Source organism: Denitrobaculum tricleocarpae, assembly GCF_007004665.1.
GTDB lineage: Bacteria > Pseudomonadota > Alphaproteobacteria > Kiloniellales > Kiloniellaceae > Denitrobaculum > Denitrobaculum tricleocarpae.
Map to the genome: position 1 here is coordinate 19,243 of NZ_ML660054.1, position 15,968 is coordinate 35,210.

The following is a 15,968-nucleotide window of genomic DNA, read 5'->3' on the forward strand; positions in this document are numbered from 1 at the left end:
TTAGTGGACAGTACCCGCTTCGTCTCCGCTAACAGGGCCTTCCTGTGCTCCGGACTCAGACTGTTCGAGAACATCTGCAAGTCGCGCGAGGACTGAGGGATCTGCATCATCTAGCGGTGACTTCTTGATGTTGATGGTTTTCTCGTCGCCATACTTTTTTGGCGCCAGCTTGGCAGCGATCCACTTCCGCGCATCCACGCGCAGCTTCGAGCGGCTCACGTGCTCATGGTCAACTACTGTGTACTTCGAACCGTCACTATTCGTGCGTTCGACCCAGTCGTTTGTGCCGTCGTCCACAATCTCCAGAATTTCATCAAAGATCGCATCGGCTTGAGCTTCTCGTGCGCGCGCGTACTGCTGACGAAAGTCCTCCTTAGCCTCTATCCACCGATGGACTGTTCGATCTGTCGGCATGGCTTCGTTTCGACATATCTCTCGTAAGCTCTGTCCTTGTGCCAGAAGGTCGCAAATCTCTGTCGCAAGCTTTGCACTATACTTGCTCGGCCTTCCTCCGCTCACTTCACACTCCGTTCTGCGCTGCAATGACTGCTGCCCGATACTCGGCATCAAACCTCGAGTAGCGTTCGATCAGATCTTTGAAGCCCCTGCGAATTGCTTGACGCGCGCCTTCTTCCGTCCTGTCGTATGCGTTGAATAGAACCGCGATTGATCCAGGCCAACACACCCTCGCCTCGAAGTAGCCTTCGTATGGAAAGCGCGCTGGACGCACCCTAACCTGACCAGTCGCCTTGGCCTCTTGCAGGGCTCTCACCCATTTTACCGGTGGCTCACCACGCCAGTCTGCGATGCTCACTTCACAAACCCCATCTTGATGCGCCGAACATCGCGGTAACAGACTGTGGTCATGCGGCGGTTACCCAGGAATACCGCATCCAGCTGTCGACGATGTGCTTGTGCTCTGCAGCGTGATAGGGCGCGAAAAGGATCAGATCTTTATCTGGGCCACGCACCGTTATCCAAGACCTGCCGTCTGTCATTTTATCGATAGACACAGTGACTAGCGCCTCTTTCGGCACATCTGCAATGGATGGCACAAACGGCACCGCAACTGTTGCTGAAGCGATAGCTGTGCCAATCAGAAACTCGCGGCGATTCATACCCATCCTCCAGAAACGCAAAAAATGCTACTGTGTCAACATCAACCCTTGCAATGCTGCTACTCAGTAGCTATATTAGATACATCAGCAGCTCACCAGCACATGGAGATAGCCAATGACCGCCGACTTCCCAATCAAGATCGAAAACCAGGCCGGTCAGTTCTTTCTCAACCAACACTGCTGGAAGACCGTCACCTGCAAAAACGCCGTCAAAGCCACCGTGAACACCATTCTGGACCAGCCAAACCTCTACATCACAGGCCTTTCGGTCGCCAAGACAGGCACGGTCTACATCGAAGTACAGTCAGGTCAATACGACCCCGATTATAAGCTTTTCGGCGATGGCGACGTGTTCAACATCCGGATATCGGACCACGAAAGTGCATACGGCGCCTACTCTCATGATGGCCGGACGGACAACTACACCGACCCTGACTTTGAAGTTTCCAAAACCGCGTTCATGTCAGAGGTCGAAGCCCTGGTTGAGTCCGCTCGCGAATACTTCGAAGACGCTGCGGAAATCAACGCAACACTGGCAAAGGCCCTGAACAAATGATGACCCCGGATCAATTCAAACGCTGGCGTAAACACCAGAGCTTCACGCAAAAACAAGCCGCAGAGGCCCTGGGTATTTCGTTCGCGTCCGTCAGGCTCTATGAGGCCGGAGAGCGCCCCGACTCACCGAAGCCGGTCGAAGTGCCAAAACATATTGAATTGGCCTGCGCTGCAGTGGCTCTCGGTATATCCTCATATGATGGGCCGCAGGGCTAAACGCAAAAACCCCCGCTGTATGCGAGGGTCTGTGTGGTGCTCTAGACGCACGTCTAAAGCTTGCCTGGATTCTGCAATAACGGTGCCCAGATGTCAAGTCATGCCTCCAACGCCTCAATCATCAGATCAATCACGCGGCTGTCCCGGACCTTGTACCAGCGCGCAACCTTCTTCATGCCGTGACCGCAAAACCAGACATCATATAACGGCCCGATGCTGACGTGTTCCGCCTTACAGCGCTGGCGCCACTCCTTGTAGGTCCGATAGACAATCATGTCTGACTTGGACATAAACTCGCTCGGCATGCCAAAGCGCTGCCTGCTATGATCCTGAGCCTGGATATTAGCTCCACCGTGAAGCATCCAGCCTCGGCGGAGTGTCATCGCGAGTTGCAGCACATCAGCTTCAGCCAAAGCATCCATAACCTGCTTCTCGCTGGACCTCTGACGGGTCTCTGTCTTGCTGATGCCACGTCCAGTACCCTGCTCTACCGTTACAGGCTCTGTGGGGCTGTGGTGCTCCTGGATGTCGAGGGGTTCGGTGTTCATTTTTTCATCCAATCCCAGACGGTGACGGCCAAGACGTATGCCAGCGGAAGCAAAAGCAGGTCAGCCCACTCCATCACTCTTCGCCCTGCTTGGCAGATTTGGCTTGTAAAGCCTGGAAATCAGGTTTCATACCTAGGGTCCCTCTGCTTGCAGTCCGGACAAACCCAATCAAATTTTTCAGCCTCAAAAACCCTCTTGCAATCGGCGCATTGGTAACTGGCCTTTGCGCCGACCTGCCTTCGGTATGTTTCACTTTGACTACATCGAATCCGGTGAATTAGGTGTTCTTTTGCTGTCATCCCTCTGTCTCCTGTGCTGAAAACTGAATTGCGATTCCGAGGCACGGTAATGGCAAGACATACAGTCTGCGGGACTTGCGGTCCCAGAACGCGCCAACCCAAACGTCATACCAAGCAAAGAGCGGTCGTATGGTCATTTACTCTGTCTCCTGTGCTGCTTTGGACTCGTAACGTTCAACCATTCGCTCGCAGAACCTGATGTGCGCATGACTAAATTCTGTGCGCAGCGGTATCTCGGTGAGACCGCTCAGTGTCGCCTCCAGCTCCTCCCGCCAAATTTGAGCATGTCCTTTCCAGATATCTGCGGGGGTTGGTGGGGTGTCGAGGGTGGCGTCGACTGGGCTTAGTTTCGATACCCCTGCGGGGGTTGGCGCGGGCTCGAAGGCCTCGCCTATCTCTCGAATTGCATCATCAGTAATTTTCTGCATTTCAGGACGCGGCTTTGGCGGATCCGCCAACATCCGTCTAAGGTGCTTCTCTGATTCCATCTTCTCCTCCATTCCTGCGCGCCGCCGCACCTCTGCAACAAACGCTTTGTTGTCTGAACAATGGGCCGGTGGGTGGCTTGACCTGCACTCTCTGGCAATCACCCACCATGCGGCTGAGAAGGCCTCGAAACCCATTGTCTATCTCTCCTCTGCCTCTCGGCTGTTTTCAGTGGGTTGTCCGATTGCTTTGCTCAGTCCGGGCAAGGTGCTGAGCGCGAAAATCCGCCAGCATCTGATCCCCCCAACCATCAGGCGCGGCCTCGTCAATGCTGCCATCAGCGCGCATAGGTTTCTTGCCCATAGCTGCTCGCGCTCGGTTCTCCTGCTCAAGCGTTCGGTTCGGTGGCAAACACCAGACACGTGTGCCCTCCGGCTCTGGCGGCTCGGCAACAATCTCCTCCAGCAACTTCGTGATGCTGTCCGGCCTCAGCAGGTAATCGATGTTTGCTTTCCAGCGGCGGTCGTTCTTGCCCAGCCGGAATGCATCCGCAGGGATCTGCTGGACAGCCTTCGCGAAGTCCTCAAGGCCGTGATCCTTCAGCCTCGCTCTCAGGGCTTTGCGGCGTTTGTCTGTCAGGCTGGCTGTTGGCAAGCCATTGGCTTTCGCCATGGTGTTCCAGGTGTCGAGACATTCCTGCAAATCAGGGCTGTCCCCTTCTGAGGGGACTATAGGGGTGTTCTTATCTCTTACTCTCTTAGGGCTAGCATTTTGATAGCGTTCTGCTAGCACTTCGCTAGCGGGTTTATCGACTAACTCTATGAAATCATTGGATACCAGGACAGAGATAACGCGACCTAAGACAATAGATGAAATGCCCATACGTCCCGAGATAAACCGTGTATCAAGCGCTAAATCCTGGTTTTGCTCAGCGAAAAGCAGCCATAGTTTTATGCAAATGAGCTGCTGAGTTTCGGTCATCCGCCTGAACTTGTAGTCATTCAAGAGGCTCAGGTGCAGCTTGATCCATTTCGGATCTCGATCCTTATAGTGCTGGAAGTCTTTCCAGCCTTTCGGGAGAATGTACTGTTGCTTGCTCAACGCTGTTCACTCCGATAATCCGGCGCCAGATTGTCCCAGCGCATGTAGTCTTCGATGAATGCCAGATGCACGGTTCCAGTGGCCCCGTTTCGCTGCTTGGCAACGATCACATCGCCCTTGTTTTTGGTGGTCTGAATGCGATCGAACCATTCGAGTTCGCGGGACTCGAACTTCTCCCTATTCTCGCCCTCGTTCTGGGTGGGTTCCGTCCGGCTGGCATAGTAGTGATCGCGGTATGCAAGCAGGATGGCGTCCGCGTCCTCTTCGATATGTCCGGACTCTCTCAGGTCCGCCATGGTGGGCCGCTTGTCCTCTCGGGTTTCCACACCTCTGTTGAGCTGGCAGAGCAGCAGGACAGGCACGTCCAGGCGCTTTGCAGTGGCCTTCAGGGCCTTGGTGATCTCGCCGAGGTCCAGGTGGCGGCTGCCGGTGCTCCTGGGCGGCTTCACATGGCCAAGATGGTCCACAACGATCATGGACAGCCCCTTGCGCCTCTGAAGGCCCAGGGAGCGCGCATGCATCATTGCAGGAGCAAGGCGCGGCGTTGCATCGATATGCAGGTTCATGCCCTGAAGGCGCTGTGCTGCGGACTTGAAGCGTTCGAAGTCGCTATCGTTCAGACCGTCTCGCTGCAGGGAACTTTGGTAGTCCAGACCAGCGGTCTCGCAGATGATGCGGCGCGCTATGGCCTCTTCTGACATCTCCAAGCTGAAGAAGGCAACATGGCCCTCGTCACGGCGGCCGATGTTCTGCGCAATCTTGGTAGCGAGCGCAGTCTTACCCATGCCAGGGCGTCCGGCGAGGATGATCAGTTCGCCCCCATGGAAACCGCCTGTCATGCGGTCCAGGTCGACAAGGCCCGTCATGAGGCCCGGAGGCACCTCCCCGCGCCTGATAGCGTCTGTCTGCTCAGCAACCCTTGTCAGCAGCGTTGAGATATCGGCGGCATTGCTGTCACGCTGTCCGGATTCCATCAGACCCGTAAGCTCGTCCATGGCCTGCTCTGCCAACTGGCTGCCGTCGTGTTCAAGATCAGCGGCCATGCTCTCGTGCTGGAGGTTGCCGCCGATGTCGATCAGGCTACGGCGTAGCCATGCGTCATAGATTGTCTGCCCATAGTCGCGTGCGCCCGTGATGGTCACGAATGAGGTTTGCAGGCCCGCCAGATACTCTGCGCCGCCTACGTGCTCCAGAGCCCTGTCGCGCTCGAAGTAGGCTTTCAGGGTGATCGCATCGGCTCGCTTGCCGGTGTTGATCAGGTGGCCGGCAGCTTCAAAGATTCTGCGGTGCGGCTCCTCAAAGAAATGATCCGGCGCCAGGAAGTCGGCCACGCGGTCATAGGCTTGGTTGTTGGCCAGGATCGCACCTAAGAGCCCCTGCTCCGCTTCGACGTTCTGCGGCAGATCCATGAAGGAATCAGAAGACAAAGGCTCAACGCTCATCTCGCCACCACCTCACCGTTCATCTTCTTGCGGAGGCATGTGCTGAATGGGCGGCTGGGTATCGGCTTTTTCTTACGGGTGACGATGCCGAGGAACTTGTTCCGCATTCTCTTGGCCTTCGCTATCCGTCGCTTGTCGCCTTTGGTCTTGATCTTGTGGCAGAGGTAGAGCATGGCCGCGTCAGGCTTGCTGGGGCCACCGAGGCCGATAGGTAAAGTGTGCTCCCACTCTATGCGGTGGACCGGCCATATGGGACGCCCGCAGCCGCAGGAGCAGCGCCAGTCCTGCTTGACCAGGATGGCCAGCTTCTCGGTTGGGGTGAGGTACTGGCGCTTGTTCAACGGATGCTCCCGGTGATTGGCACCACGATGGTGTTGTCTTGCCGCTTAAAGCGTGCTTCCAGGGCCTCCACGCGCGCTTTGAGGTCGGCGATTTCGTTGACCATCGGAGGGGTTTCATCAGGCAGGCGCGTAACCGTCAGGCAGCGTGTCAGGTGTGGCTCCCAGTCGATGTATCCACGGTCCTTGAGCCCGCTCAGGAGGCGGTGAACGCCTGACTTGGTGCTGACGTTGGCACCCGCCATGATTTCCTCATAGGTGGGGCTGATGCCCTTGAGGCATATGTAGCTGTAGACGAAGACAAGAACTTCGCGTTGGCGGAGAGTAATCATGCGGCCACCTGTGGAAGCTGCCCGACAATCTTGTGGTAGTTCTCCTGCATACCGGCGCAGTGCTCGATCTGCTGATCTACGAGCTTCTGTGAGTCGGCAACCTCATCGGTTGGCACACCCATCATGGCGGCGATCTCAGCGTTTCTGGCTGTCATTCTGCTGCGCATGATGTAAAGGGCCATCAGACGCGCCCGGCAGGCTGTAGGCCCTATCGAGTGACCCCAGACGGCTGTTTCATGGACACCGTAAACACGGCAGACAGCACCCATGATCTGGTTGAAGAGGTTGCGGTCACGGAAGCCGACTGTGCGGGGTGTCTTCCGTTGGATGGGCTTGCGGCGTCTCATGCTGAAGTCTCCGCGAGCGTGAAGGACTGGCTGTCACCGAACAAGCCGTCAGCTTGAGGAATTAGCGCGCCGTGCTTGATGAGCGACTGAACGGTTTTGGGCGATGGCCTGTGGCCTCCGTTGGCATAGTAGTAGGCAAGCCCGCAGGCGTTCTCGCCGTCCTTCTCAACACACACAGGATTGCCCCCCCTCACCTTGTCCATAAGAGCGCGCTGCGCCGGTGTGGGCTTCCATTGCTTAGCCATTGGTCAAAACCCTTTCATCGATGAGGATCTGCTCAAGCTCGCCTGCGCTGTAAAAAAGGTGGTAGTGCAGGCCGGTCTCCCTGGCCCACTTCTCGACAGCGATTTGATTGTCGTTTTGCCTGCCCTTCCCCACTTTCAGTTCGCAGAGAAACGCAGGGCCTTGCGGCAGGAAAAGGTAATCCGCCATGCCGGGAATCATGCCCATGTTGAGGGCCTTGGCATATCTAAGCTTGGCTGTGCGTGAGCCGCCTGCGGCCTCATTGGCGACGTGCAGCCACACGGCATTTAAGCGGCCCTGCAGCGTGACCTCGCGCAGGAAATTCGCTACTCTGACGGCCTCGGACTCTTCAGGCTGGAGCACGACATTGCTCGATAGCGGCCTCGGGCAGATAAGGCGGCGCATGTCACCGACCGTCATGGCTGCTGCGCGGATGGCCAGCATGTCTCTGCGTGGCTTCCTGCGGGGTGTCTGGTAGAGGATGGTGTCAGTCATGCCGGCACCTCATGCGCAGGATATGGACGGGGGCGTCGCCGACGGCTGCAACCGTCTGTGAGTGGCGCCTGCCCCCGTAACGGCAGAGAGGGGGGAGACCCTGCCGTATGGTGTGGGGTGTTCATGGCTGGGCCTGCTGGGGACGCCAGCGCTTACCGCTAAGCCAGTCGTAGACAGGTCGTCGGGACCCAGAGGAAATGACCTCCAGAACGCCGCTTACGGCGAATCCAAGCGAGAAGGTTATTTGCGGCATCCCTTCTACCTCGAAGGGTTCACCTGTCAGAGGTGGTGGGCAGATGTCTGCTGGGCGGTATTGATCCGATAGGTAGTGACGCTGACCAATAAAATGCGGGATCGGCAGTGGGTCTAACGCCTCATGAGCGCTATCGTCGTCCCTATACCAATTAGGCTCGCTGTAGAATGCGAACGTGAGTCCCGCCGAACCAAACGACACCTCATACCACCCCTCTTCCAGATCAGGTTCTTGGGCCGCGAAAAGCGCTTCCTCCCTAATCCGACAGAAGTAGTCATCAGATTCCGGGTTGTCCCCAGCACCATATTCGCCGTTCCATCCTTCGCCGCTTGCCATAAAGCCCTTCAGGTACGCGGCGCGGAGTGCGTCATCATCGATCTTGCTCATGCCGGGACCTCCGTTATCGGGTAAAGCGCTCTTGCGTCCCGGCGCATTCCCTCAATCTGGTCTGCGGCCTCCTGCAACTCTCGCTCAAGCTCAAACAGACAGTTGGGCGACGCCTTGCCAGCTTTGACCAGCTCACCGAAACGCTCGATGCCTTCGGACACCTCTTTCATGGTCTTCGTGATACGGTGGAGTGGATCTTCAGCCACATGCGGCGGTCGCTGACTGGTTGCCGCCTCCAGACGCGCCTCATAGACGGCGTGGATAGGCGGTGTGCCGCAGCTCCGGTTTACATAAACCTGATCAATCACGAGACACTGCAGTAGGCTCGGTCGTTCCGGCTGATTTGGATTGCTCCACTTGCGCACCAAGTTGCCGGACGCGAGACCGAGAGCGCGGGCCAGAATGTCATAGCCGCTCTCGCCATCAGCCGTTAGATCACAGGCCGCTTTATGGATTGCGTGTTCGACCGTTCCAGGCTCTCTGATCAACGTCACGGAAAATATTCCCTTCTTATTTGAGTGGCGGTGCCGCCCTCCCCGCCCCTATGTTCAGCCTATGAGGCTGATTGGAGAGATTGCAGAGGAGGTGGTTGAGGCTCTGCCGGTTATGGCTATGTGCGAGCACAGCGCAGCAGCAAACGCGTCTTTGTCTGTCGAAAACCGGTATGCCTGCAGCAAGTCGGTCAGCACTTCAGCGGGCGACCTCGACGATCGGCAGATTTCTGATATCTTCTCGCCATGGTGGCTTATCTCGGTGAGAGGACTATTAGACATGGCGGATACCCCCAGGCACTTCCGGCACGACTGCCCACACTGCGGGACGAAATCCATTGCACTCGACGTGGTGTATAGCGACTACCGTGAAAGGCCTGTCCGCTCGGGCTACAAGAAGGTCCAGCACCTTTACCTTCGATGTCCGGAGTGCGATTACGGCTCGTTTGCCGTAATTCTCAAGGATCTGAAAGCTGCATCTGAGGGAAGAAGCCACACCTATCATTTCTCTCCTCGGCAACCTCAGCCAAACATACCGGCGCACCTTCCCGAGGCCGTTCGCAGCGCATTCTCGCAGGGCTGCGAAATCCTTCAGGCATCGCCAAATGGGTCGGTGGCCTTGTTCAGGCGAGCGCTTGAATTGGGATTGAACCGAATGCTTGGCAAATCCAAGGATCGGCTTGTGAAGAAGATCGATAAAGCAGCCGAGAACAGCTTGGTTACACCGGACCTCGCCGAGTGGGCGCACGGCATCCGCCTTGAGGGTAATGAGGCCTTGCACGACGATTACGAGTACTCGGCGCTGGAAGCGGAAGAGGTCCGAGACTTCGCGCAAATGATGCTGACCTACATCTTCACGATGCCCGAAACCGTTAAAGCCATGCGGGCGAAGCCTGAGGGGGATGGGGAGTGACGCACTCATATCAGGAAGCCATGCGCTCTTGCCGGGAGGCGCGCTCACGTGCAGCAGCAGCGGCCTTAGCCTCCTCCCATGCGACAGGATCAGAGAAGACCCGCTCAAACTTTTCGTACGTGGCTGTAGTCAGTGTGCCGCCGCGCTCCAGGCGTTCGAAAAAAGCGCCTTGATTGTGGACAATAGTTGCAAACCGTGCGGTGCTAATGCGTTCTTTTGTGCAGAACGCCTCTGCCCTTTTTAGGAGTTGATCTTTGAGGGTCATGACGTACTCCAAATTGGATCACGCCATTATATACGGACTAAAATCCGCATCGTCAACGTATTATAGTCCGGATGCAGTGCGGATTGATACACGGTACTCTGTCCGCATGGATGTCCCGGCTATAGTAGAGCGCATTTTGGCGCGCATTGACGAATTGAACGCTCAGGGCGAGGATGCGACCGAGCGCAATGTCTCCTTGCGGGCAGGTACGGGACCCGACCAGATACGAAAGATGAAAACCAAAGGGCAGCGACCAGCCGCTGGGAAGCTTGAGGCCATAGCGAAAGTGCTGGGTGTGAACTACACGTGGCTCAGCACAGGCATTGGCGAAAAAGAGATCAACCAGCGCACCGATGCAAATGGCCGTGAGAGCACAACCGCACTTGTGAAGTCATCAATTGTTTTTGTGCTGGATGAGCTGGGGCCTAAGAAGTTCGATCTGCCGAACGACTTCCTCGCAAGTATGATCACAACGGTGATGGGGCGCCTTCAGAGTGAACCCAAGCCTACCCTGACAGACCTCTCTAAAGAAATCGCCTCGATGGCAAACGTATACTCCGAATATGCCGCCGCACCTGCCAAAGACCTAAAACAGCGACTCGAGCAAGATCCGGACTGGCAAGCGGGCGGCAGATTCGATAAAGAAAACTAGGCGGCTAACGCCTCAGTGTAACCCAGCCATCTCGACAGCGCTTGGCTGATTTTCGTGGGCTGCTCCCAAGTCGGAAGGTGTCCACAGTCACGAACAGCAATTAGATGCGATCCGGGAATGTCGGCCTGCATAGCTGCTTGTGTGCGCAATGTGATAACCTCATCGTCGATGCCTGCAATTACCGTTGTAGGGCACCTAATATCACCCAGCATCGCCTCATACCCCTCTCGGCTTGCCATAGCTCTTTGATGCAGCAAGAACGCATCGGGGCAGGTTGAGGTCATGTGGGAAATCACCTCTGTAGCAATCGCGGTGTCGTCTCGCCTGCTCGGGGCAAGGCATTTGCGTATGATGGCGCCCCACATGGTCCGCCATCGACCATTTATTATCTGCCTGTTCATGATCAAACGGCGCGCCGCCAGTTCAACTGAATCTGGCTGCGGCATCGTGCAGACCGGAGCCAGCGCAATTACTCGGTCAGGCGCCTGTTTGTAGATCTCGAAGCACAGATAGCCACCCATAGATGCGCCCACGACCGCAAAGCGATCAAATGGACAATTCTTGAGGATCAGTCGGCCCATCTCTTCAATGGTGTCGACGGGATAGAGTGGAGCCTCCCACGGCTCCATGATTTCCTGAAGATCCTCGATTTGAGTTCTGAACATCTGGCCAGTGCAGCCGATGCCAGGGATAAACACCACGGGAGTCTTTCTGGTAGTCATGGTTTCCTCGCTCGTAGCCGGGCACCCGATGCGCCCGCAACAAAGAAACTCTACCCCTTATAGTATTAACCATAACATGGACTTACTAAGACGTGCTCATACGGTACAACCATTAATAATCTTTGGGGAATGAAATTCTCTTGCATACGCGATTATGTATAGATTACGCTTTTGTGATCTAGGCAGGATCACGTTCGGCGGCGTATGTAATGCAAGACGGCAAAAATCTCATTGAATCAATAAGAAGCCAAAAGTCCGACCCTAAATCGATTATGTCAGGTCTGGCATCTACTCCGTCAGACTCTTTTACCAATGAGTGGAATAGGATCATTCAATTCGCCTCAGAGTTTTGGGAGCGGTGCGAACAAGTGTACTCTAAGGATGGGAGGTACTTGTGTCGCCGTTTGAATGACGCCGCTTTAGAATGGCTTAAGCCTGTAATAGAAGATGTGGTGTGGATACAGATAGTCAAACCCAACGACCGATATACCAACGCCAATCGTCTGATTGATTTTCGATATAGATTCGTCGGCAATAATCTACTCGCCAACAATGGGCGTGAATTCCAAGGCGATCAAATCCTTGATCGGGCTCGCAAGATGGCGAATGCCTATGGCTCTGGTGGGATGCAGTCGCACTTCTTCACAATGCTCTGCGAGGCCGCAGCGACAGGAGAATCCCGCTTCCTCTACATCCAATACGTCAACGCATTGAAAAAGACCTGTGACATGCATTTTGCTCCGCTGCCTGTTGCCAATGAGTCAGACCAAGTGACTGATTTCTTTTGCCCAATGCTTATTCGTCCGGCGGCGGAACATTGACCATGCGCACCCTGCTCGCTCTTTTTTTCTGTGCAAGTCTGACCGGGGCAACAAGGGCAGATCCGGGGCCGGTTGTGAGGTGGCTAATGAATGAGCCAGCCTCATTGTTTGATGTCGGGATAATGCGAATAAACAATAGGCTGAACGGCATCCAGGAAGCACTGGGCGACCAAATTGGCTACCCAATCGCCTTGTTCAGTTGGTACGATTGGGAGCAGAACCGAATTTTCATAGAAGGGCGGAACCAGAGCCCACAGCCGCGAGAAGATGTTCTATTATTCAAACTCAACGCACGCAAGGCGTGCGGTGTCTTTTTCGCCTCAGTTAGATACAACGCCGGCATGAGATATGTGGGGAAAAATTTAATGCTCCCAGATGACAAGGCGTCAATAATGGCAAATCAATTCGGTCACGATGGATATACCACATCAACTGAACCAACTGACTACGCCGCCAGGATAGATCGAATTTTTGTCATAAGGTTTGAATACACTGAAGAGTCTGGAAACTCTGAATCCAAGGGCCGTAAATATATTTGTGAGGCTCCCCTGCTCGACACAGGATTCACTGTCAAAGAAGAGACGCTAAACTAAACTCCGATCTCTGGAGGCACTCATGCTTCGGCCAATAGTGATTGCGCTCTTCCTCACAGCCCTGACCGCCTTTGGATCTGTGGCCGACACCATCACCGGCATCCCCCGATCGGGCGACGGTGACACCTTCAAGATTGCTGGCACCAAGATCCGGATCCACGGCATCGACGCCCCAGAGAGCACCCAGCAATGTAAGCGCGCGGATGGCACCTGCTATGCCTGCGGCACCGAATCAACTGAACACATGCAGGAACTGATTGCCGGCCTCCGCGTGACCTGTGCTCTCACGGGCAAGCGCTCCTATGATCGTATGATCGGTGTCTGCAGTGCCGGCGGCAATGACCTGGCTGTTCTGATGCTCCAGAGCGGCTGGGCGGTGGCTTCCAGGAGATATCTGGGTGAAGTCCCTGGCAAGCGTGTGCCCTATCTGGCGGCCGAGCAAGAGGCTGAGCGGGATAAAGCGGGTATGTGGCAGGGTGAATTCACAATGCCTTGGGATTGGCGGCGTGGAAGACGCTCAACCGGCTGCGGATCGTAGTAAGCCTAGTGGGGATATCCGGCATATGTGTGTTGCTACTGGCTAAATAGCTCGCGCTGTTGGGCTCGCGTCATCTTTGTAATAACCTCGAAGCGCTCTTGCTCTTCGGCGTTATCGACAACTTCAGACAGATACTGAACTGTGCGCTCAATCACCTCGACTCTAGAATCGAGCGATTCAAAGTCCTTTTCAACTTCACGCAAACGATCTCTCAAGTCGGCCAGCAAATTGATTTCGGCATCGCGCCGCGAGCGAGCTTCTTGTTCCGCGGTGCCCGGCGCGGGAATTTCCCTGCCCATCTCAGTGTACCCGTCGATCCACTCGATAATGGCGTTTGACGCATCCTGAACGGCAGCCTGTGGGGTGTCTCCATCACCCATGCAGCCGGGAAGATCGGGGACATGCGCGAGGAATCCTCCGCCGTCCTCTTCTGAGAGAGGGGCAACAACGATAAGATATTCGTGGTGGTCGCTCATCCCTATCCCTCCTTCTCACGAGCTTCACGCACCTCAATGTGCGCTTCAGCAAAGCTTACAAATTCTTTTATATAAACCGGCTTAATAGGGCGTTTAAAGGGCACTGTTATTGATCCCTGCAACAGATTGCTCAAAACTTTGTAATGGCTGCCCCTTGATGGTGGCTTGATAATCAGTCCCTCTTGATTGCAAACCTTCTCTATGTCATTGATTTTCCAACCTTTCGGGTTGGATTTCATTTTCTCAAGAATTGGCTTCTTCGAGGCCATGTGTGTCTCGCCGGTTGCACTTAGTAACTAGGCTACATCCCGGACTAAGCACTGCCAACCGATTCGACCCTAACAGCTTACAATTGGTGCTGTTAACCCTACCCGTCCACCTCCCGGCGCCGGTTTCTTTTTGCCCGAAACATCGAGCTGACGAGAGAGTTATAGCAAACACTCAGGCTGATTGCACGTCTTGATGCGGATTTTTTTCCGCATTTTTTGTTGACACGGATTTTTGTCCGCACTACATTCTCTTCACACCCAAAGAGCACCGCAGCAGGGGAAAGCCCCTCCACCGCTCTCATACCTGAGGGAGAGAATGATGCCAGTCACACATGTAGGGATTTTCAAACCCAGCGCTTTCGGCGGCATCCGCACCACGACCCTTTGTGGCCGTGTCGACAACTCTCTCGATGACTCAAACGTAGCCGACACTCCGGCTCAGGCGACTTGCAAGCTCTGCGTCAAGGCACGCGATGCTGAATTCCATCCGCTGCAGAAGTGGATCGGTTGGGAGCCCACGGAAGCAGACTACAGGTAAGGAGAGAATGATGGTCCTAACGTCAAAAGAACACTACGAACTCATGGAGATGTTTGAGGCGGAGTTTAAGGATTATCGCCTAGACAAAGAGCAAAAAGCGCTTTGGCCGAAGGGTGTCGTCTACCAGAGCGGCGAAACCAACGCACTGTTTCTCGCGTATCGTCGCGGCGTAGCCTATGGAACAGGTCTCTCCCGTGCTCTGGCGGAGGCAAGCTGATGGAGCATCCAAACAGCATAGAGGGTCTGGACCAGCGGCCTGAAACGCAGAACCGCCGTATCCTGCGCCTGACCCATCACAACCTCTTCGGCATAGCAATGGACCTGCGCACCCGGCTTGGAAACATGGCTGCGGATGTCGTGACCCAGATCGACCGCATTGAAGAGCGCGACGCCTACATGAAGCTCGAAGAGGTTCTGGTCTTCATCGAGAAAGGCTGTGACGCGGCTTCAAAAGCAGCGGACATCTCCAACGAGGCATTGGACGCCCAGGCAAACCGCGAGCAGACCGAAAGCCTCCACACAGACCTCTGCCAAGCAATAGGGAGCCGGTGAGATGACAACGCTAAAGCAGAAATTGGTGGCGCGCGTTGCAGAACTGAACGCAACAATGGAAGACAACAGCGGGCCGTATGACGTTGATTTCATAGTTGACGCTCCGATCGGTTTTGTCTTCAGCGCAACTGATCTGCATTACCACTGCCACAGTCAGCCTGTCGGCCCGTGGGGCCGCAACGACCTGTACCGCGACATGTTAGAGCGCATCGAACCCGGTCTCCGGCCGTGCGAGGTCGAGCCCTGCGAAATCTGCAATCCGCTGATGGCGCCACCTCACTACGTCACAGCAATAGGGAGCCGGTGAGATGACCCCCATGCACAGAACCAGCTACCACGCCTGCTTGCGAGAAGAGCGCAGGCAAGTGCTCTGGGCTCGGCGAAAGGCTATCGCGGTCATGTTCGCGGTCTCCCTGTCCTCATGGCTGCTGTTCTACTACGGCGCCCTCATCGCAATAGGTGCGTCATGAGTGAGTGGCAGCCGATAGAGACAGCGCCGAAGGATGGGACATGGGTTCTTGGCTTTCAGAGGCGCAGCGCGCCGCAAGACACAATTCAGGTCTGGACGTTCAGCTACTCTGAAAACCTTTGGATAAACGCTGCAGACTCGAATGACTTTGACGAGCAACCAAGCCACTGGATGCCTCTCCCCACCCCACCGGGAGAAGAGGGATGAACCGCGAGGATATCAGGGAAGTGCGTGATGCTCTGGGAAAAAACATCCGCCGAGCACAGCAGCACCGCGACTGGGTTCACCTAGAGGCCAATTCATACATCTACTTTGACCAACGCTGGAACTCAAACAGCGAAGTGTCTCTTGCTCAAGGCGCCGCAAAAGCGTTCGAGCGAATCTTGTCCGCGCAAGAAAGCAAGGAGACTCGCGCTGACGCCTATATCTCGTCCGGTTGCACCTGCCATCTGATGCGAGGCGAGACCTGCGACCACTGTAACGAGCAGTACGCGGAGGAAGAATCATGACCCACGAAGAAAAGCTCTTTTGGCTCTGGATAGTCATGTCGATCGGCTGCGTGTTTACAA

The 15,968-nt window shown here is 55.5% G+C and carries 30 protein-coding genes; 13 read left to right on the forward strand and 17 right to left on the reverse strand.

The annotated features are described in order from the left end of the window. Both FKG95_RS29585 and FKG95_RS09025 read right to left on the reverse strand, forming a co-directional pair. Complete coding sequence (locus FKG95_RS29585; RefSeq protein WP_342779214.1) at positions 1 to 567, reverse strand: terminase small subunit-like protein; 567 nt, start codon at positions 565 to 567, stop codon at positions 1 to 3. A 296-nt stretch (positions 568 to 863) separates the two neighbouring features. Next, entirely contained in the window at positions 864 to 1,118 is a 255-nt protein-coding gene (locus FKG95_RS09025; RefSeq protein ID WP_142896040.1) for a hypothetical protein, read from the reverse strand. A gap of 115 nt (positions 1,119 to 1,233) precedes the next feature. Between FKG95_RS09025 and FKG95_RS09030 the strand changes: the two genes are divergently transcribed. Together FKG95_RS09030 and FKG95_RS30440 are read left to right on the forward strand one after the other, a co-directional pair. Beyond that, positions 1,234 to 1,674, forward strand: a complete 441-nt coding sequence (locus tag FKG95_RS09030) for a hypothetical protein (RefSeq protein WP_142896041.1) — start codon at positions 1,234 to 1,236, stop codon at positions 1,672 to 1,674. Then, positions 1,674 to 1,889, forward strand: coding sequence for a helix-turn-helix domain-containing protein (locus FKG95_RS30440; protein ID WP_425456750.1), 216 nt, complete (start codon positions 1,674 to 1,676; stop codon positions 1,887 to 1,889). The genes FKG95_RS09030 and FKG95_RS30440 overlap by 1 nt, the downstream gene beginning before the upstream one ends. Before the next feature lie 98 nt (positions 1,890 to 1,987). On the opposite strand, the gene FKG95_RS09040 is transcribed toward FKG95_RS30440, so the two are convergent. From FKG95_RS09040 to FKG95_RS09090, 11 genes are all read right to left on the reverse strand, one after another. Further along, on the reverse strand, positions 1,988 to 2,437 hold the full coding sequence (locus FKG95_RS09040; protein ID WP_142896043.1) for a hypothetical protein: 450 nt from the start codon (positions 2,435 to 2,437) through the stop codon (positions 1,988 to 1,990). Positions 2,438 to 2,873: 436 nt separating this feature from the next. After that, positions 2,874 to 3,359 carry a hypothetical protein gene (locus tag FKG95_RS09045; protein ID WP_142896044.1) on the reverse strand — a complete coding sequence of 162 codons (486 nt, stop codon included), beginning with the start codon at positions 3,357 to 3,359 and terminating at the stop codon, positions 2,874 to 2,876. Positions 3,360 to 3,390: 31 nt separating this feature from the next. Then, a complete protein-coding gene (locus FKG95_RS09050) occupies positions 3,391 to 4,263 on the reverse strand; it encodes a hypothetical protein (protein WP_142896045.1) in 873 nt (290 codons plus the stop codon). Beyond that, a complete protein-coding gene (dnaB, locus tag FKG95_RS09055) occupies positions 4,260 to 5,705 on the reverse strand; it encodes a replicative DNA helicase (RefSeq protein WP_142896046.1) in 1,446 nt (481 codons plus the stop codon). The genes FKG95_RS09050 and dnaB overlap by 4 nt, the downstream gene beginning before the upstream one ends. Continuing rightward, positions 5,702 to 6,046, reverse strand: coding sequence for a hypothetical protein (locus FKG95_RS09060; RefSeq protein WP_142896047.1), 345 nt, complete (start codon positions 6,044 to 6,046; stop codon positions 5,702 to 5,704). Before FKG95_RS09060 ends, dnaB begins: the two co-directional genes overlap by 4 nt. After that, positions 6,043 to 6,375: a LexA family protein gene (locus FKG95_RS09065; RefSeq protein ID WP_142896048.1), complete on the reverse strand. Its 333-nt coding sequence runs from the start codon at positions 6,373 to 6,375 to the stop codon at positions 6,043 to 6,045. Before FKG95_RS09065 ends, FKG95_RS09060 begins: the two co-directional genes overlap by 4 nt. Beyond that, positions 6,372 to 6,722, reverse strand: coding sequence for a hypothetical protein (locus FKG95_RS09070; RefSeq protein ID WP_142896049.1), 351 nt, complete (start codon positions 6,720 to 6,722; stop codon positions 6,372 to 6,374). Before FKG95_RS09070 ends, FKG95_RS09065 begins: the two co-directional genes overlap by 4 nt. Beyond that, complete coding sequence (locus FKG95_RS09075; protein WP_142896050.1) at positions 6,719 to 6,967, reverse strand: hypothetical protein; 249 nt, start codon at positions 6,965 to 6,967, stop codon at positions 6,719 to 6,721. Before FKG95_RS09075 ends, FKG95_RS09070 begins: the two co-directional genes overlap by 4 nt. Next, positions 6,960 to 7,460, reverse strand: a complete 501-nt coding sequence (locus tag FKG95_RS09080; protein ID WP_142896051.1) for a hypothetical protein — start codon at positions 7,458 to 7,460, stop codon at positions 6,960 to 6,962. The genes FKG95_RS09075 and FKG95_RS09080 overlap by 8 nt, the downstream gene beginning before the upstream one ends. A gap of 121 nt (positions 7,461 to 7,581) precedes the next feature. Next, a complete protein-coding gene (locus tag FKG95_RS09085; RefSeq protein WP_142896052.1) occupies positions 7,582 to 8,100 on the reverse strand; it encodes a hypothetical protein in 519 nt (172 codons plus the stop codon). Next, on the reverse strand, positions 8,097 to 8,594 hold the full coding sequence (locus FKG95_RS09090; protein ID WP_142896053.1) for a phage regulatory CII family protein: 498 nt from the start codon (positions 8,592 to 8,594) through the stop codon (positions 8,097 to 8,099). Before FKG95_RS09090 ends, FKG95_RS09085 begins: the two co-directional genes overlap by 4 nt. Before the next feature lie 61 nt (positions 8,595 to 8,655). Here FKG95_RS09090 and FKG95_RS09095 point away from each other — a divergent pair, with 61 nt between their 5' ends. After that, positions 8,656 to 9,504, forward strand: a complete 849-nt coding sequence (locus FKG95_RS09095) for a DUF4145 domain-containing protein (protein ID WP_142896054.1) — start codon at positions 8,656 to 8,658, stop codon at positions 9,502 to 9,504. Positions 9,505 to 9,514: 10 nt separating this feature from the next. Here FKG95_RS09095 and FKG95_RS09100 read toward each other — a convergent pair whose 3' ends face one another. Further along, positions 9,515 to 9,769, reverse strand: a complete 255-nt coding sequence (locus FKG95_RS09100) for a hypothetical protein (RefSeq protein ID WP_142896055.1) — start codon at positions 9,767 to 9,769, stop codon at positions 9,515 to 9,517. 136 nt (positions 9,770 to 9,905) lie between these two features. Between FKG95_RS09100 and FKG95_RS09105 the strand changes: the two genes are divergently transcribed. Then, positions 9,906 to 10,421, forward strand: a complete 516-nt coding sequence (locus FKG95_RS09105; RefSeq protein WP_142896056.1) for a helix-turn-helix domain-containing protein — start codon at positions 9,906 to 9,908, stop codon at positions 10,419 to 10,421. On the opposite strand, the gene FKG95_RS09110 is transcribed toward FKG95_RS09105, so the two are convergent. Beyond that, positions 10,418 to 11,143, reverse strand: a complete 726-nt coding sequence (locus FKG95_RS09110; RefSeq protein ID WP_142896057.1) for an alpha/beta fold hydrolase — start codon at positions 11,141 to 11,143, stop codon at positions 10,418 to 10,420. The two genes, FKG95_RS09105 and FKG95_RS09110, sit on opposite strands and share 4 nt — an antisense overlap. A gap of 209 nt (positions 11,144 to 11,352) precedes the next feature. On the opposite strand from FKG95_RS09110, the gene FKG95_RS09115 reads away from it, so the two are divergent. From FKG95_RS09115 to FKG95_RS09125, 3 genes are read left to right on the forward strand one after another with little or no spacing between them, the layout of a single operon-like run. Further along, positions 11,353 to 11,964, forward strand: coding sequence for a site-specific DNA-methyltransferase (locus tag FKG95_RS09115; protein ID WP_142896058.1), 612 nt, complete (start codon positions 11,353 to 11,355; stop codon positions 11,962 to 11,964). A gap of 2 nt (positions 11,965 to 11,966) precedes the next feature. After that, positions 11,967 to 12,557, forward strand: coding sequence for a hypothetical protein (locus FKG95_RS09120; RefSeq protein ID WP_142896059.1), 591 nt, complete (start codon positions 11,967 to 11,969; stop codon positions 12,555 to 12,557). Between the two features lie 22 nt (positions 12,558 to 12,579). Beyond that, complete coding sequence (locus FKG95_RS09125) at positions 12,580 to 13,095, forward strand: thermonuclease family protein (protein WP_142896060.1); 516 nt, start codon at positions 12,580 to 12,582, stop codon at positions 13,093 to 13,095. A 35-nt stretch (positions 13,096 to 13,130) separates the two neighbouring features. Here the strand turns inward: FKG95_RS09125 and FKG95_RS09130 are convergent, their stop codons facing one another. Both FKG95_RS09130 and FKG95_RS09135 read right to left on the reverse strand, forming a co-directional pair. Further along, entirely contained in the window at positions 13,131 to 13,571 is a 441-nt protein-coding gene (locus FKG95_RS09130; protein ID WP_142896061.1) for a type II toxin-antitoxin system HicB family antitoxin, read from the reverse strand. A 2-nt stretch (positions 13,572 to 13,573) separates the two neighbouring features. Continuing rightward, positions 13,574 to 13,840: a type II toxin-antitoxin system HicA family toxin gene (locus FKG95_RS09135; RefSeq protein WP_142896062.1), complete on the reverse strand. Its 267-nt coding sequence runs from the start codon at positions 13,838 to 13,840 to the stop codon at positions 13,574 to 13,576. A 316-nt stretch (positions 13,841 to 14,156) separates the two neighbouring features. On the opposite strand from FKG95_RS09135, the gene FKG95_RS09140 reads away from it, so the two are divergent. From FKG95_RS09140 to FKG95_RS09165, 6 genes are all read left to right on the forward strand, one after another. Further along, a complete protein-coding gene (locus FKG95_RS09140) occupies positions 14,157 to 14,378 on the forward strand; it encodes a hypothetical protein (protein WP_142896063.1) in 222 nt (73 codons plus the stop codon). Between the two features lie 7 nt (positions 14,379 to 14,385). Further along, positions 14,386 to 14,595: a hypothetical protein gene (locus FKG95_RS09145; protein ID WP_142896064.1), complete on the forward strand. Its 210-nt coding sequence runs from the start codon at positions 14,386 to 14,388 to the stop codon at positions 14,593 to 14,595. Next, complete coding sequence (locus tag FKG95_RS09150; protein WP_142896065.1) at positions 14,595 to 14,930, forward strand: hypothetical protein; 336 nt, start codon at positions 14,595 to 14,597, stop codon at positions 14,928 to 14,930. The genes FKG95_RS09145 and FKG95_RS09150 overlap by 1 nt, the downstream gene beginning before the upstream one ends. Position 14,931: 1 nt before the next feature. Continuing rightward, a complete protein-coding gene (locus FKG95_RS09155; RefSeq protein WP_142896066.1) occupies positions 14,932 to 15,237 on the forward strand; it encodes a hypothetical protein in 306 nt (101 codons plus the stop codon). 159 nt (positions 15,238 to 15,396) lie between these two features. Then, entirely contained in the window at positions 15,397 to 15,606 is a 210-nt protein-coding gene (locus FKG95_RS30445; RefSeq protein WP_179954011.1) for a DUF551 domain-containing protein, read from the forward strand. Then, a complete protein-coding gene (locus FKG95_RS09165) occupies positions 15,603 to 15,908 on the forward strand; it encodes a hypothetical protein (RefSeq protein ID WP_142896068.1) in 306 nt (101 codons plus the stop codon). Before FKG95_RS30445 ends, FKG95_RS09165 begins: the two co-directional genes overlap by 4 nt. Positions 15,909 to 15,968 lie beyond the last annotated feature (60 nt).

What these genes read in the sequence shown, in the direction of transcription:
- FKG95_RS29585 (WP_342779214.1), bottom strand. Translation starts at nt 567, where the DNA reads ATGCCGAGTATCGGGCAGCAGTCATTGCAGCGCAGAACGGAGTGTGAA.
- FKG95_RS09025 (WP_142896040.1), bottom strand. Translation starts at nt 1,118, where the DNA reads ATGAATCGCCGCGAGTTTCTGATTGGCACAGCTATCGCTTCAGCAACA.
- FKG95_RS09030 (WP_142896041.1), top strand. Translation starts at nt 1,234, where the DNA reads ATGACCGCCGACTTCCCAATCAAGATCGAAAACCAGGCCGGTCAGTTC.
- FKG95_RS30440 (WP_425456750.1), top strand. Translation starts at nt 1,674, where the DNA reads ATGACCCCGGATCAATTCAAACGCTGGCGTAAACACCAGAGCTTCACG.
- FKG95_RS09040 (WP_142896043.1), bottom strand. Translation starts at nt 2,437, where the DNA reads ATGAACACCGAACCCCTCGACATCCAGGAGCACCACAGCCCCACAGAG.
- FKG95_RS09045 (WP_142896044.1), bottom strand. Translation starts at nt 3,359, where the DNA reads ATGGGTTTCGAGGCCTTCTCAGCCGCATGGTGGGTGATTGCCAGAGAG.
- dnaB (WP_142896046.1), bottom strand. Translation starts at nt 5,705, where the DNA reads ATGAGCGTTGAGCCTTTGTCTTCTGATTCCTTCATGGATCTGCCGCAG.
- FKG95_RS09065 (WP_142896048.1), bottom strand. Translation starts at nt 6,375, where the DNA reads ATGATTACTCTCCGCCAACGCGAAGTTCTTGTCTTCGTCTACAGCTAC.
- FKG95_RS09070 (WP_142896049.1), bottom strand. Translation starts at nt 6,722, where the DNA reads ATGAGACGCCGCAAGCCCATCCAACGGAAGACACCCCGCACAGTCGGC.
- FKG95_RS09075 (WP_142896050.1), bottom strand. Translation starts at nt 6,967, where the DNA reads ATGGCTAAGCAATGGAAGCCCACACCGGCGCAGCGCGCTCTTATGGAC.
- FKG95_RS09080 (WP_142896051.1), bottom strand. Translation starts at nt 7,460, where the DNA reads ATGACTGACACCATCCTCTACCAGACACCCCGCAGGAAGCCACGCAGA.
- FKG95_RS09085 (WP_142896052.1), bottom strand. Translation starts at nt 8,100, where the DNA reads ATGAGCAAGATCGATGATGACGCACTCCGCGCCGCGTACCTGAAGGGC.
- FKG95_RS09095 (WP_142896054.1), top strand. Translation starts at nt 8,656, where the DNA reads ATGAGGCTGATTGGAGAGATTGCAGAGGAGGTGGTTGAGGCTCTGCCG.
- FKG95_RS09100 (WP_142896055.1), bottom strand. Translation starts at nt 9,769, where the DNA reads ATGACCCTCAAAGATCAACTCCTAAAAAGGGCAGAGGCGTTCTGCACA.
- FKG95_RS09110 (WP_142896057.1), bottom strand. Translation starts at nt 11,143, where the DNA reads ATGACTACCAGAAAGACTCCCGTGGTGTTTATCCCTGGCATCGGCTGC.
- FKG95_RS09115 (WP_142896058.1), top strand. Translation starts at nt 11,353, where the DNA reads ATGCAAGACGGCAAAAATCTCATTGAATCAATAAGAAGCCAAAAGTCC.
- FKG95_RS09120 (WP_142896059.1), top strand. Translation starts at nt 11,967, where the DNA reads ATGCGCACCCTGCTCGCTCTTTTTTTCTGTGCAAGTCTGACCGGGGCA.
- FKG95_RS09125 (WP_142896060.1), top strand. Translation starts at nt 12,580, where the DNA reads ATGCTTCGGCCAATAGTGATTGCGCTCTTCCTCACAGCCCTGACCGCC.
- FKG95_RS09130 (WP_142896061.1), bottom strand. Translation starts at nt 13,571, where the DNA reads ATGAGCGACCACCACGAATATCTTATCGTTGTTGCCCCTCTCTCAGAA.
- FKG95_RS09135 (WP_142896062.1), bottom strand. Translation starts at nt 13,840, where the DNA reads ATGGCCTCGAAGAAGCCAATTCTTGAGAAAATGAAATCCAACCCGAAA.
- FKG95_RS09140 (WP_142896063.1), top strand. Translation starts at nt 14,157, where the DNA reads ATGATGCCAGTCACACATGTAGGGATTTTCAAACCCAGCGCTTTCGGC.
- FKG95_RS09145 (WP_142896064.1), top strand. Translation starts at nt 14,386, where the DNA reads ATGATGGTCCTAACGTCAAAAGAACACTACGAACTCATGGAGATGTTT.
- FKG95_RS09150 (WP_142896065.1), top strand. Translation starts at nt 14,595, where the DNA reads ATGGAGCATCCAAACAGCATAGAGGGTCTGGACCAGCGGCCTGAAACG.
- FKG95_RS09155 (WP_142896066.1), top strand. Translation starts at nt 14,932, where the DNA reads ATGACAACGCTAAAGCAGAAATTGGTGGCGCGCGTTGCAGAACTGAAC.
- FKG95_RS30445 (WP_179954011.1), top strand. Translation starts at nt 15,397, where the DNA reads ATGAGTGAGTGGCAGCCGATAGAGACAGCGCCGAAGGATGGGACATGG.
- FKG95_RS09165 (WP_142896068.1), top strand. Translation starts at nt 15,603, where the DNA reads ATGAACCGCGAGGATATCAGGGAAGTGCGTGATGCTCTGGGAAAAAAC.